Origin of the sequence: Cytobacillus oceanisediminis, assembly GCF_004366035.1 — a bacterium.
GTDB lineage: Bacteria > Bacillota > Bacilli > Bacillales > Cytobacillaceae > Cytobacillus > Cytobacillus oceanisediminis_C.
Genome location: NZ_SOEE01000006.1, coordinates 308,663 through 321,251, shown reverse-complemented (window position 1 = coordinate 321,251; position 12,589 = coordinate 308,663). Strand labels below are relative to the sequence as shown.

The window sequence follows — 12,589 nt, the reverse complement described above, 5'->3', positions numbered from 1 at the left end:
CTATAAAATTCAGCTTCTATTTCTCCTTCCTTAATAATTCTTCCAATAATATAATTGCATGGTTATTTACTGTATCTTTTGCAGCATATAGTAGTGTAAGTTTTTGCTTCTTAGATATCTCGTACAGTTCTTCCATCTTGTGAATCTTGTCTGTCTGTGTGCGCAGCTCAATGAGATACTTTTCTCGAAAAATACCGAAAAGTTCAGGTTTATGATTAAAAGATTTTCTAAGCTCGCTGCTTGGTGCAACTTCTTTTTCCCAGGCTGATAAATGTGCATCTTCTTTTTTAATTCCCCTCGGCCACAGCCGATCCACTAATACTCGGTATCCATCAGCCTCTTCATAGGGGTCGTATACTCTTTTTATAGTAATTCCAGCCATTTCTTCACCACCAGATTATTTTCACGTTTCTATCTTACTTGTCATTTGCTATAATTTATACAAATATAAATTATACAAAATTTTCTAATTCAATTAAATGTGAGGTGCAAGGAATTTGACAGGAACAATTGCTGTAGTGATGACTTTCTCTATTCCCATCATCGCCATCCTGACTTTTCATACACAAAGACTGGCAAAAATTAAACACAATATGATAAAAGATGAAATTACCCTGGAAAAGCTGAAACAGGAAAACTATTTGCTTGAAACAGAAAAAATGAAGCTCGAACTGGAGCAAATGAGGATTGAAAGTCCTAAGGACCATACAAAAATCATATAAGCAAAAAAATCCCCATCTTTTAACAGAAGGGGATTTTAGTTATATACGATCAATTATTTTCCTGGCAGTTTCTGCCCCATTTTCAATACAATCTGGTATTCCTACACCATAATAGGAGCAGCCTGCAAGCCATATTCCAGGGTATTCCTGGTCCAGTCTGTTTTCAATTGCTGCTACTGTCTGCGGATGGGATAGCAGATAGTTTGGCATTTTTTCAGTCCACTTCGTCACTTCACTTGCAGTGGGAACAGATGTGATGCCAAGGCTTTTTTCAATATCAGCCAAAGCCGTCTGCAGCAAATCTTCTTCGTTCATTTCCTTTAGAGATGCAAAGGCCGGATGGCTGCTTTTATAAAATAATCGAACAAGCAGATTGCCGCTTTCTGAGGTATGCCTCCATTTGCGGCTTGTCCATGTACAGGCATTGCAGGTTAATTCATCCGTATTTGCAGTTATGAAGCCTGTCCCGTCTTCAGGCAGCTCACTGTCTGGAATATCATAAGCAAGATAGATAGAGATTAAGGAACTGTTCTTCAAAAGTTCGAATTCCGCTACCAGCTCCTCATGATCGAACAGCGCCGCAGCGGCATTATGCGGAATGCTTAGCACCAGATGATCGGCCTCCAGGCTTTCGCCATTCGAGAAATCGACTATATATTTGCGATCACTTCTCTCTATTTTAACTGCCTTCGTGTTTTTAAATATTTCGGTTTCATCCAATTTTTCTTCATAAGCATCTATTAAGGCATCAAGACCTTTTTTAAAGGAAAGGAATTTTTTTCCCCCTCCGCCCTGGAACACCTTTTTATTTTCTTCAAAGCCTTTAATAATGCTGCCGTATTTTTCTTTATAATCAAACACCTGCGGAAGAGTCGAAGCAATGGTCAAGTCACTGAGTTTCCCGGAATATACCCCCGAAAGAACTGGCGCAATTTGTTTTTCCACTAGTTCTTTTCCGAAGAAATGCTCCAGGAAATCGCCGATGGAATCGTTTTTTGTAAAGCTATCATTTTTCATATAAAAATCTTTTAGGGCTTCAACCTTTCCTTCTGCTGAAACAAGAGCAGATTTGGCAAGTGATTCAACACTGGCCGGTATCCCAAACACAGAATCTGCTGGTATCAGCTTCAGCTCTCCATCACTGTATATATAAGATCGCCCCGCAGCATTGTAGACAACGTCTTCTTCCAGCCCCAGCTCCTGGATAAAATTCATCGCATTCGCTTTGCGGGCAACAATCGAATCAGCTCCCGCCTCGATTACAAATCCGCCATCTCTGACTGTGCGGATTTTTCCGCCGAGCTGTTCTGCTGATTCTGCCAGCACAAGCCTTATATCCTGATCATATTCTTTTTTCCACTTATTCAGTTCATACATTGCGGACAATCCTGTTACACCGCCGCCTATGACCAATACTGTTTTCACTCGTATGCACCTCAGTTTACTTCCAATTCATATATAAAGTGTACCATAACATGAAGCGATGAAAGTATGTGATGGTTTGTCCAAATGATGACTATATTTTTTCAAATAAGGAAAAAACGGAGAACGCACCTCTCCGTTTCACCCTTTCTTGAACCAATTCGCCTGTTCATCCATATGCAAAAAAGGAATGTCTGTATCAACTTCACCAGTGATTCTATTCATTTCAATATCCTGGCCATCGAGCCAATGCCCAAAATCAAAAATCACTGGCTCTCTGTCGCCGCCGAGCGCAAACCAGGCTTTCATCTCCCCCGGCAGATAGGCTGATGTATGAATCGTCCCTGCCCAGCTTCCATAAAGATCCGAGAAAACGCCTTTATCGCTATCATTCAAGAGGCGGAAAGCATCATGTGCATCTAATTGCTCACCCTGACGGCTTTTCATGACATCCAGCCTGCGCATGCTGTCAGCTAGATGATTGCGATTTTCATCCTTCATGATTTCAAAATGGTTTGTACAGGCAGTTGTCTGACGGACCTGTACACCTCTCGGTGATGTTTCCACTGCATAAGTCCCTCCGCTATTGTCATACACCACATATGTAAAAGAATGGCGGTGCGGTATTTCCTTCAGCATCCCAACCGCTTCTTCCACATTTGCACATGCCTCCAAAATCAGGCGGCCGATCATACAGCAAATAAAGCCATCAGCAGGCTTTTTCCGGTTCATAAAATTATATCCAATCACAAGTCCTTTTTCGTTCATGCCATCCATCCGGCCGGTCACCCTCTGGCTTGGGCCAATCATCGCATATCCCTGATCTGTTGGCTGATAAAGGGTATAGCGCCCTTCATAAGTTTTCGGATGGTAATCATAATTGCGGACCAGGAAATCAGCCCCTGTAAGGATGGAACAGCCCGAGCGGACATAATCAAGGCGATAGCCGCCAAACTCCTTCAAAACCCGCTCCATCGGCCATTGCAATGCTTCCCGTATCCCAAGCAGTTCATCCCAAATACCAGGGGCAAACCTCGTAATCGCTTTTTTCACTTCTGCTTCATTAATTAAAAATCGCGGCTTTCTTACCTTCCATTGATCCTCCCGATTTTTCACAGAAAGAGAATCTTTTATAAGTTCTCCCTGCATGAAACCAAAATCAAAGTGGGTTCCGCGGAATTGAATAATATCACTGTAAATCTTTTTCAAGATAAATCCCTCTTCTATTCGTTTCTTTTATTAAGAATAATTGATGCCTGCATGAAATTCCAGCAGTTGGCCCTCAACTACTGCACTGTTGCAGTGTCCACATAGGATGGGACAGGCTCCACTTTTGTCTGGAATTATTGATTTCAGGGAAAAATCAGATTCGTCTATAATTCTTTCAGCTTAATACTATAATGCCTCATACTTTTCGGGATTCCTTTTATGGCAAATATTCCGTTATAAATTAAGGATCTTACTCTATACTCAATAAAGCCATCACCAATAGGCTCATCAAGGTGTCCAATCACTTCACCAATTAATTTGGCTGATTTTATAAAACCTTTATTACTTTTATGGAGCCTTTTAGCTGACTCGATGATATATTCATCAAAATAACTCTCTGGTACACTATGTATTTCATTATCTTCCCATATACGCAATACTTCCCTCGTTTTGGAGAGTGCCTGCCAATCAGATACAAAACAATTTCTTTCTTCTGCAAATAAAGGGCTACCTATGTGTTTTTCCAGTATCACCTTCAGCTTCTCCGGAGTTGCCTCACCTGAGTGCCTTAAAATGCATTGATGCTCTTTCGCTGGGAAAAGCTTCTTATATGACCGAGCAGTATTAATAACACGCACAATATTTTCTTTGTTTCTTAATAAGTGAAGGAAATACCGCAAACCAGTTTGTTCATCTGCATTGTCAGCTGTCCAGATAACGACCGGTTTTCCCGCTGGAATAGAATCTATCTCTTCAAGTGCTTTAGCTATTTTTCTTTCATATCTCATTTCCAGGTAATCTTCATGCATATTAATGTGATCCATCAGCCATTCTAATCTCTTTTTTCTGCCCTCTTCTTCATGCAGCTTCCAGAGAGGTCCGTTACTAAAAAAATCAGGATAGCCAATGACCTTATTTTCTTTACTGAGTCCAACCTTTAAAGCGCCTGCCGGTGATTCTCCGCACACAATGTGGTAAGTTTCATATTCCCGCTCCAATTTTCTTTCTTGAGAATAAAAGAGGATCCTTTTTTGAATATCATTAAGCAGTTCAATGATTTCTTCCTGAGAATCAGCGCTGTTTTTCAATAAGTGGGCCCGAAGCAATATGTGGAATAAATAGCTCTTCGCTCCCCTCTCCGGGAGTTTCTCAATCGCTTCCCGCAATTCGTCCATCATCATGATCACCCTTTATAAATGAATTGGAAACCTATCTTTTCTACGTATAAACTTAATGGTAGTTTCATAAAAAGCTGATTTGTTTGCAAAAGGATTTTAGATCGTTTAAGATTAAATCGTACACGATTAAAAGTAGGAGGTATCCTTAATGACAACGGTTTATGATTTTGAAGTCAAAAAAACAAATGGTGAATTGAAATCTTTGAAAGATTATGAAGGCAAACCTCTGATTATTGTAAACACAGCCAGCAAATGCGGATTAACGCCCCAATTCAAAGGACTGCAGGAGCTTTATGAAAAGTATAAAGACAGCGGCGTTGAAATTCTTGGTTTTCCTTGTGATCAGTTCAATAACCAGGAATTCGATAATATTGAGGAAACAACTGAGTTCTGCCAGCTTAATTACGGTGTATCCTTTCCGATCTTCGCTAAAATTGATGTAAATGGTGACAATACTGATCCATTATTTACTTACCTAAAAGAACAGAAAAAGGGAATTCTGTCTAAAAACATTAAGTGGAACTTTACTAAATTCCTTGTGGACCGGAATGGCCAGGTTGTAGAACGGTATGCACCTACAACTGAACCAGGAAAAATCGAGGATGATTTGACGAAATTATTGTAATGCTAGATTAGAATCAGGTGATTATGTGAAAGACTTTTTTACACTGGATAAACAGCTATGCTTTGCCGTTTATGAAACAGCAGGAGAATTTACAAAACTGTATACAAGTGCCCTTCAGCCATTTGGCTTAACCTATCCGCAATATCTGGTACTTCTGGCACTTTGGGAAAAGGATGGCGTGACAGCAAAGGAGCTTGGAGAAAGACTAAATCTTGGCACGGGGACACTTACCCCTATGATTTCCAGAATGATTTCTAATGGATGGCTTCGAAAAGAGCGTTCCAAAGCTGATGAACGCAAGGTGTATATTTTCCTTGAGGAAAAAGCACGCAGGGAAAAGGAGGTTATCACCCAAAATGTCGGAGAAGCCATTCAGGCTTGCAGCATTGAGCTGGAAGAATATGAAGAACTTATGGAGCTTCTCGGAAAAGTTAGATTTAAGTTAAAGAGCAGAGTACCTCGCTAATGGGGGTACTCTTTTCACAGTTCCATGTTTAATCCCTCCAAAAAAAGCCATATTAAGGGATAGATAATTGGAAGGGAGCAATCGTCATGGAGTTTTTACCAAGAGAGCAAGTTATAAGTGCATTGCAGGAGCCATTCCATTCCTATTTAGACAAATATGGAATCGACGATATTGGTATTTTCGAGGAAGAAGGCCAGGACCATCAATGCTATATAGGATACACGGTGAAAAAAGCAGGGAAAACGTATCACGTACATAGTCCATTCATTAAAGATGATAGTGGAGGATTATCTCCTGCAAAAAATGAGTGGACAATTGAATCAGATGAACCTGATAGCAATGACCGAAGAGGCTTCAATAATATAGATCAAGCACTTCAGGAATTATAAAAATTGTTCTGATTTTCACTTTTTGACTTTTGAACTATATTAAATTTAGAATATTTTGTCTATAATGGAATTGTATTAGGAAGGAGTGAAAGGGATGGCTGTTAATGCCTATCTTAATTTCGAGGGAAATACACGCGAAGCAATTGAATTTTATGTAAAAGCCTTTGAACTGGAAATGCCTGAGATTACAACTTTTGGTGATGCTCCGCAAAGTCCTGAATATCCTCTTCCGGAGGAAGCAAAAAATTTGGTCATGCATTCAAGCCTTAACATTTGCGGCAGTAATGTTATGTTTTCAGATACTTTTCCCGGTATGCCATTTACAGTAGGAAATAACATTAATCTCGCAGTTGTCATTAATAACCTGGATAACCTGAGAAAGTATTTTAACAATCTGCAGGATGGCGGCACAGTAACCATGGAGCTGCAGGAGACATTCTGGAGCAAGAGCTTTGGCCAGTTAACCGATAAATTCGGTATTAACTGGATGTTCAGCCACGAAAGTGAATAAGATACATAGATAAAAATGGAGGCATGCGGCCTCCATTTTTCTTATTCATCCAGCAAATGGTGAAGCATTCTTTTTTTATCGTCAAAGAATTGTTTCATGATGCGGTAATGATTCGTTTCCTCAAGCTTCTTTTCTGAAATGCCTTCCTCGCTGAATTCATATATTGCTGCATCCGGATAGGCCATAATGATCGGAGAGTGTGTGGCGATAATAAATTGTGAGTGTTCCCTGACCAAATCATGAATTCTTGTCAGCATTGACATTTGCCGCAAAGGAGAAAGTGCCGCCTCCGGCTCGTCCAGGATGTAGATCCCATTACCGCGAAACCGGTGAAGAAACGTGGAGAAAAACGCTTCTCCATGAGATTGCTCATGTAAAGAACGGCCTCCAAAGGAGTCGATTACTTTTGGTGCGCCACCTTCCCGATCCATTTCTTCAATATTGGAAGCGACATTATAGAAACTCTCTGCCCTTAGGAAAAAGCCATCAGACGGCCTGTCTATGCCTTTTATCACCTTGAGATAATCTCCCAGCACAGAATGCGAATCGAATGTTGAAAAGTTAAAATTGAAAGATCCGCCTTCTGCATTAAATCCTAGTGCAACCGCTACTGCCTCCAGCAGTGTCGACTTTCCCATTCCATTCTCTCCAATCAGAAAGGTTACTTTCGGGTGGAAAGGCACCTCATCCATGGTTTTCAAGCTGGGAAGGCTGAAGGGATACTGATTGAAGGAAGGAATTTCTTCTCTTTTAAGGCTAATACCTCTTACATATTGTGAACGTAACAGATTCATTAAAAATACCTCATATATTTTATAGTCAGCTATTTGCCATAAGGGCTGAAACCAGCCTTGGATACACCTAATTGAATGGGTGCATCTTGAAACTCCCGGTCCAGCATTTTAAGAACCACTTTATATGCAGATGGATTATACCATTTCCCCAAACCAAGCTCATCAAAAATCTTTCGGATTCCAAGTCTTTCGGTCCTTCGTCCACCGCTTCCATCTCCCATCCAAAAATCGTCAATTGTAACTCGGTTTGCAATAGACTTAAGCTTTGCAGGAAATTCTCTTGAACATGGCAGTAATGGGGCTAATGTTGCTTGAGTTACAATTCCTGCATCTTTTATGTCTTTTAGTGCAGCCATTCTTGCCGGGATGGGAGGAGCCGCTGGTGCAAATGCCTTTCTGACTTCTTCTTTGTCTGTCTCGATTGTCATGGAAATTCTGATACTATCTCCGAATTGCTGAAATAAATCGATATCCCGCTTCACCAATGGCGAACGGGTTTGTACATGTAAAAAGTCAGGCTGATTTTCAAGCATAACTTCCAATAAACTTCTTGTCAGTTTTGAGGTATATTCAATCGGCTGGTAAGGGTCAGTGGAAGAGGACATAAATATAGCAACTTTTCCCCTTTTTTTAGCTTTAGCCAATTCTTTCTCCAAAAGCTCGGCCGCATTTGATTTTATATCAATCCACGCACCCCATTCCTCTTCACGAAAAATGGAAACAGGCAGCTCCCTTACGTAGCAATATTTGCAGCCAAAGGCACAGCCCGCATAGGGGTTCAATGAATGAGTAAAGTTGTCTATCGCACCTTTTGCAGGTGTTAAGATGCTTTTTGAAATAATTTCTTTAATTTGTGTATTCAAGGCAATCACCAAATCGAATGTATGTTCTTGTTCAAAAGTAACACTGTGATTTCCTGATGTCAACAATAAGCACTAACCTCTCCTGCCCATTATGACTCTTCCTTAAAAATCAGGGAACTCAACAATCTGATTTCCAGGAAGGATCCTCAATAATGGAGGACAGGGCTGAGGATTTTCAAAAAGCATTTTCACACCAGCTTCTCTTATTCTGCTAAAATCACTTTCGATATCCTTTGAAAGTATCCCAGGCAATACATTCGAGCCCATTTTTTCATCTGCGCTCCAGAACAACCTGTACATCATTATGTACGAGACTGACAATTTTATCTCCATAATGTTTTGATACTTTGAAGTCTAAAACCTCAGTGTGAAAATTCACCGCACTTTTCAAATCCCTTATTTTGATCGTGATCACTCATATTTGGTCCAACATGGAAATTCCCCCCTTTTTAATCATAGAAAAGAATTCTTTTCTAAAAGGAAAATTCCTGCTAAAAAAAATGCCTGACCCGATACTGGGGCCAGGCTTTGCCTATTTATTGGTCATTTCTTCCTATTATGTTCCGCAAAACGTTCGATAAGGCATGCCGGATGGCCCTGGCAGCTTGCAGTATTCTTCCTGTTCTATTGTATAGGCATAAGGATCCTTCAGTGCTGCAAGAAGCTTTTTCATCACGCTGTAATCCCCTTTGTTAACAGCTGCACTCAGAGCTTCCTCAACTCTGTGATTTCTGGGGATGACGGAAGGGTTACTCTTCCTCATTAATTCATTCACAGCTTCTTTCGATTCCTTCTGCCTGCCCAGCCTTTCCTGCCATTGTCCATGCCAGTTTGCAAATTCTTGATCATCAAATATTGAAGTTTCCTCAAGCTTGCCTAAAGTTAATGAACGGAAGGTGTTTGTATAATCTGCTCCTGACTTCTGCATCATCTTTAGAAGGCTGGTAAATAGGGCTTCATCTTGTTCTTCTTCATTAAAAAATCCGAGCTTTGCCCTCATTCCTTCAAGCCAATGATTTTGATATATTTTATTGTATTCGGAAATTGCATCCTGGGCTATATTTACAGCCTCTTCCTCATTTTCATGCAGCAGGGGCAAGAGGGTTTCAGCAAACCTTGCCAGATTCCATCCGCCTATATAAGACTGATTTCCATAAGCATAGCGGCCTTCTCTGTCAATGGAACTGAATACGGTTGCCAAGTCATACTTATCCATAAAGGCGCACGGACCATAATCAATAGTTTCTCCGCTAATGGCCATGTTGTCGGTGTTCATGACTCCATGGATAAAACCTGTCAGCTGCCATTTTGCAATGAGTGCAGCCTGGCGCTGGATCACGTTCTGCAAGAGTCCCAGGTAAGGATTTTCAGCATCTCTAATTTCTGGATAGTGGCGCTGAATCGTGTAATCTGCCAGGGATTTAAGCTCTTCAACTGGCCTCCAGTTTGCCGCAAATTGAAAAGTGCCCACCCGTATATGGCTATCAGCCACTCTTGTCAGGATAGCACCTGGAAGCTCGGTTTCGCGGATAATCGCTTCACCTGTTGTTACAACTGCCAGACTGCGGGTAGTGGGAATTCCCAGAGCATACATGGCTTCACTGATAATGAATTCCCGGAGCATCGGGCCTAGAGCCGCCCGCCCATCTCCACCGCGTGAAAACGGAGTTCTGCCGGAGCCCTTCAGCTGAATGTCAACCCGTTTATCCTCAGGGGTTATCTGCTCGCCGATCAGCATCGCCCGGCCATCTCCAAGCATATTAAAGTGTCCAAACTGATGCCCTGCATAAGCCTGAGCAAGTGGTTCAGCTTCTTTTGGAACTTTACAGCCTGAAAGTACCTCAATGCCTGCTTCACTTGTCAATGCATCAATATTTAATCCTAAAGATTTCGCCAGTGGCTCGTTAAGGATCACCATTTCAGGGGATGGTACAGGGTTTGGCTTTACTTTTGAAAAGAATGTCTGCGAAAGCCGTGCATAGCTATTATCAAAATTCCATCCGGTTTCATTACTAGTCGTCATTCTATCTCCTTCCTGTCTGCATGGATTTATTGTCATTTTCATTTATTATACCCTTTCCTGAGAAACTTAGCGGGCTTAATAATCTTCTCTTTTGTATGTAAAAAAAACCTGACGCCGGGTTCTTTAAATACGCCAGCAGTCAGGCCCTCTCACTCTTATTCACTATGCTCAAACGTTTTACAGGCTGTTTCCTCAACACCATCAGCTTCCCGGCCATTCTGGCCAATCACATAAATAGAGTCGGCTACACATTTATCACCTTCAGCCCAATACTTGCAATTCTCTACATTACATAAAACTTCTACTTCCATTCTTGGCCACCTCCTTTTGGGTTACTGATCCATACCCCTTTTCCAAGTGAATTAACCATACGGAATTTAATTCCATAGGCAAATGAAATGGCCAATCGCTGCAGTTATTGGGAGAGAATTAGGCTTCTTAGTTTTATCGTCACTTCTGGGGAGGTCAGGTAAACCGATTCATCTGTAATATACATGAAGGCGCTTTTTTTATTCTCCTCTCCAAGCCATAAATGAATCCCGTGTGAAGGAAGATCTCCTTTGTATTCAACCGCGATATCATATTCAGGTTTACTAATATCTGCATTCCCTGGCTGTTTTACAGCTGTAGTTATTGCTTCTTCAAATGCAGCGATGGATTTTCTGTCATTGAAGGAAAGAAACTTATCTTCGTTAATTTCCCCAAACCCCTCTGATTTTGAAACTTTAATTTCATTGATTTTTTCATCTAAAAGAACCATTTTTTCAGCAGGAGCTGATTGACAGCCTGCTATCATTGCAAAAGAAAATACCATGAATGTGCATAATAATAAAGCTTTCATCCTCATCCCTCAAGTTTAAAATTTAGGCTCTTTTCGTATAAATTGTTGTTTTTCGCTTATCATTGTTGTCCGTTGATTTCCGCTCCAGGCTGGTCAGCGAACCGCAGGACATTGAATAAGCTCCCTTGAGTAAACACCGCACGAAGAAAATGCGTATGCATTTTCGAGGATCTCGCACCTTCCGCTACAATCAACTCAGTAAATATAATACAAAAAAGCAACAAACCTTGTGAAAAAAGCCAAAATTTATTTAAAAAAAGGAGGACGGACCGCTTGCCCATCCCCCTTTAGAAATCAATTATTTTATTCAAGATTCTTTGACGCAAAGGCATCAAGCAATTCACGCACTTCATCCGTTGACCTAGTGTTCATCAATTGATTTCTTAGTGCACTTGCCCCTGGAAATCCTTTGACATAGATCTTGAAAAAGCGATGAAGAGCCGTGAACGGCCGCAGCTCTAAATGCGAATATTGATCATGGAGATCCATATGCAACCTTAAGAGGTCAAGCAATTCCTCACTGCTATGATCTTTCTTCTCCTTTTCAAAGGCAAATGGATTATGGAATATGCCGCGCCCAATCATAACTCCATCAATACCGTATTTCTGGGCCAGCTCCATGCCCGTCTGACGGTCAGGAATATCTCCATTGATTGTCAAAAGGGTATCCGGTGCCACCTGGTCGCGAAGTTTCTTAATCTCCGGGATCAGCTCCCAATGCGCAGGCACTTTGCTCATTTCGTCCCTTGTACGCAGATGGATGGAAAGATTAGCAATGTCTTGTTCCAAAATGTGTTTCAGCCAGACCTTCCATTCGTCTACTTCCGTAAAGCCAAGCCTTGTCTTTACACTTACCGGCAAACCTCCTGCTTTGGCTGCCTGGATCAAGTCAGCTGCAACTTCCGGGCGACGGATCAGGCCGCTTCCCTTCCCATGCTGTGCCACATTGGGTACAGGACAGCCCATATTGATATCCAATCCCTTAAAGCCCAGTTCCGCCATCCCAATACTCATTTGCCGGAAGTATTCAGGTTTATCCCCCCATATATGGGCTACAATTGGCTGTTCATCCTCTGTAAAAGTCAAACGCCCACGCACACTATTGATCCCCTCAGGGTGACAATAGCTATCTGAGTTTGTAAACTCAGTAAAAAACACATCAGGTCTGGCTGCTTCACTCACCACATGGCGAAAAACAACATCCGTCACCTCTTCCATTGGTGCCAGTATAAAAAATGGCCGTGGTAACTCACGCCAAAAATTTTCTTTCATCTTTTCGTTCCAATCCTCTCATTAAGGGATACCATTCTAACTCCATATCCCAAAATTAAAAAGCAGCGTAACCCTGCTTCTTTTACACTTATACCATGCATAAGCACTTTTTATCAAACTGATTGGAAATGTAATTTTTAACTGTACAATTTTTGTACAGCCAAAATATCTCCAGCTGACATCCATCATATTAAACAGTATTCCACTTGCTGAGCAAAAAATAAAGCTTTGCAAAACATCCTAAAAAACTGCAGGGGTTAACAGAAAAAAGACC

Annotated in this window: 16 protein-coding genes; 5 read left to right on the top strand and 11 right to left on the bottom strand. The window is 41.2% G+C overall.

Annotation, left to right across the window (positions count from 1 at the left end):
• Positions 1-16: 16 nt before the first annotated feature.
• On the bottom strand, positions 17-382 hold the full coding sequence (locus DFO72_RS17095) for a DUF488 domain-containing protein (protein WP_113883158.1): 366 nt from the start codon (positions 380-382) through the stop codon (positions 17-19).
• A 115-nt stretch (positions 383-497) separates the two neighbouring features.
• Between DFO72_RS17095 and DFO72_RS17090 the strand changes: the two genes are divergently transcribed.
• Complete coding sequence (locus tag DFO72_RS17090) at positions 498-722, top strand: hypothetical protein (RefSeq protein WP_113883157.1); 225 nt, start codon at positions 498-500, stop codon at positions 720-722.
• Positions 723-761: 39 nt separating this feature from the next.
• Here the strand turns inward: DFO72_RS17090 and hemG are convergent, their stop codons facing one another.
• The 3 genes from hemG to DFO72_RS17075 all read right to left on the bottom strand — a co-directional run bounded on the left by hemG (position 762) and on the right by DFO72_RS17075 (position 4,534).
• A complete protein-coding gene (gene hemG, locus DFO72_RS17085; RefSeq protein ID WP_113883156.1) occupies positions 762-2,147 on the bottom strand; it encodes a protoporphyrinogen oxidase in 1,386 nt (461 codons plus the stop codon).
• Positions 2,148-2,285: 138 nt separating this feature from the next.
• Complete coding sequence (locus tag DFO72_RS17080; protein ID WP_113883155.1) at positions 2,286-3,353, bottom strand: C45 family autoproteolytic acyltransferase/hydolase; 1,068 nt, start codon at positions 3,351-3,353, stop codon at positions 2,286-2,288.
• Between the two features lie 164 nt (positions 3,354-3,517).
• Positions 3,518-4,534 carry a DUF1835 domain-containing protein gene (locus tag DFO72_RS17075; RefSeq protein WP_243856193.1) on the bottom strand — a complete coding sequence of 339 codons (1,017 nt, stop codon included), beginning with the start codon at positions 4,532-4,534 and terminating at the stop codon, positions 3,518-3,520.
• A 145-nt stretch (positions 4,535-4,679) separates the two neighbouring features.
• Here DFO72_RS17075 and DFO72_RS17070 point away from each other — a divergent pair, with 145 nt between their 5' ends.
• The 4 genes from DFO72_RS17070 to DFO72_RS17055 all read left to right on the top strand — a co-directional run bounded on the left by DFO72_RS17070 (position 4,680) and on the right by DFO72_RS17055 (position 6,522).
• Positions 4,680-5,156 (top strand): glutathione peroxidase, encoded by a 477-nt coding sequence (locus DFO72_RS17070; protein ID WP_113883153.1) that lies wholly within the window; start codon positions 4,680-4,682, stop codon positions 5,154-5,156.
• Between the two features lie 25 nt (positions 5,157-5,181).
• The gene (locus DFO72_RS17065; protein WP_113883152.1) at positions 5,182-5,622 is read left to right on the top strand and encodes a MarR family winged helix-turn-helix transcriptional regulator; all 441 of its coding nucleotides are present in this window, start codon (positions 5,182-5,184) and stop codon (positions 5,620-5,622) included.
• An 86-nt stretch (positions 5,623-5,708) separates the two neighbouring features.
• Positions 5,709-6,011 (top strand): DUF5634 family protein, encoded by a 303-nt coding sequence (locus DFO72_RS17060; protein WP_113883151.1) that lies wholly within the window; start codon positions 5,709-5,711, stop codon positions 6,009-6,011.
• A 94-nt stretch (positions 6,012-6,105) separates the two neighbouring features.
• Complete coding sequence (locus DFO72_RS17055; RefSeq protein WP_113883150.1) at positions 6,106-6,522, top strand: VOC family protein; 417 nt, start codon at positions 6,106-6,108, stop codon at positions 6,520-6,522.
• A 41-nt stretch (positions 6,523-6,563) separates the two neighbouring features.
• On the opposite strand, the gene DFO72_RS17050 is transcribed toward DFO72_RS17055, so the two are convergent.
• The 7 genes from DFO72_RS17050 to DFO72_RS17020 form a co-directional block, all read right to left on the bottom strand.
• Positions 6,564-7,316, bottom strand: a complete 753-nt coding sequence (locus DFO72_RS17050) for an AAA family ATPase (RefSeq protein WP_113883149.1) — start codon at positions 7,314-7,316, stop codon at positions 6,564-6,566.
• Between the two features lie 29 nt (positions 7,317-7,345).
• Positions 7,346-8,179, bottom strand: coding sequence for an SPL family radical SAM protein (locus DFO72_RS17045; protein WP_166672515.1), 834 nt, complete (start codon positions 8,177-8,179; stop codon positions 7,346-7,348).
• Positions 8,180-8,281: 102 nt separating this feature from the next.
• Entirely contained in the window at positions 8,282-8,512 is a 231-nt protein-coding gene (locus DFO72_RS17040) for a hypothetical protein (protein ID WP_134177267.1), read from the bottom strand.
• A 223-nt stretch (positions 8,513-8,735) separates the two neighbouring features.
• Positions 8,736-10,202, bottom strand: a complete 1,467-nt coding sequence (locus DFO72_RS17035; RefSeq protein WP_113883147.1) for a protein adenylyltransferase SelO — start codon at positions 10,200-10,202, stop codon at positions 8,736-8,738.
• A gap of 155 nt (positions 10,203-10,357) precedes the next feature.
• Complete coding sequence (locus DFO72_RS17030; RefSeq protein ID WP_113883146.1) at positions 10,358-10,513, bottom strand: DUF1540 domain-containing protein; 156 nt, start codon at positions 10,511-10,513, stop codon at positions 10,358-10,360.
• 104 nt (positions 10,514-10,617) lie between these two features.
• A complete protein-coding gene (locus DFO72_RS17025) occupies positions 10,618-11,043 on the bottom strand; it encodes a hypothetical protein (RefSeq protein ID WP_113883145.1) in 426 nt (141 codons plus the stop codon).
• A 303-nt stretch (positions 11,044-11,346) separates the two neighbouring features.
• Positions 11,347-12,315: a tRNA dihydrouridine synthase gene (locus DFO72_RS17020; RefSeq protein WP_113883143.1), complete on the bottom strand. Its 969-nt coding sequence runs from the start codon at positions 12,313-12,315 to the stop codon at positions 11,347-11,349.
• Positions 12,316-12,589 lie beyond the last annotated feature (274 nt).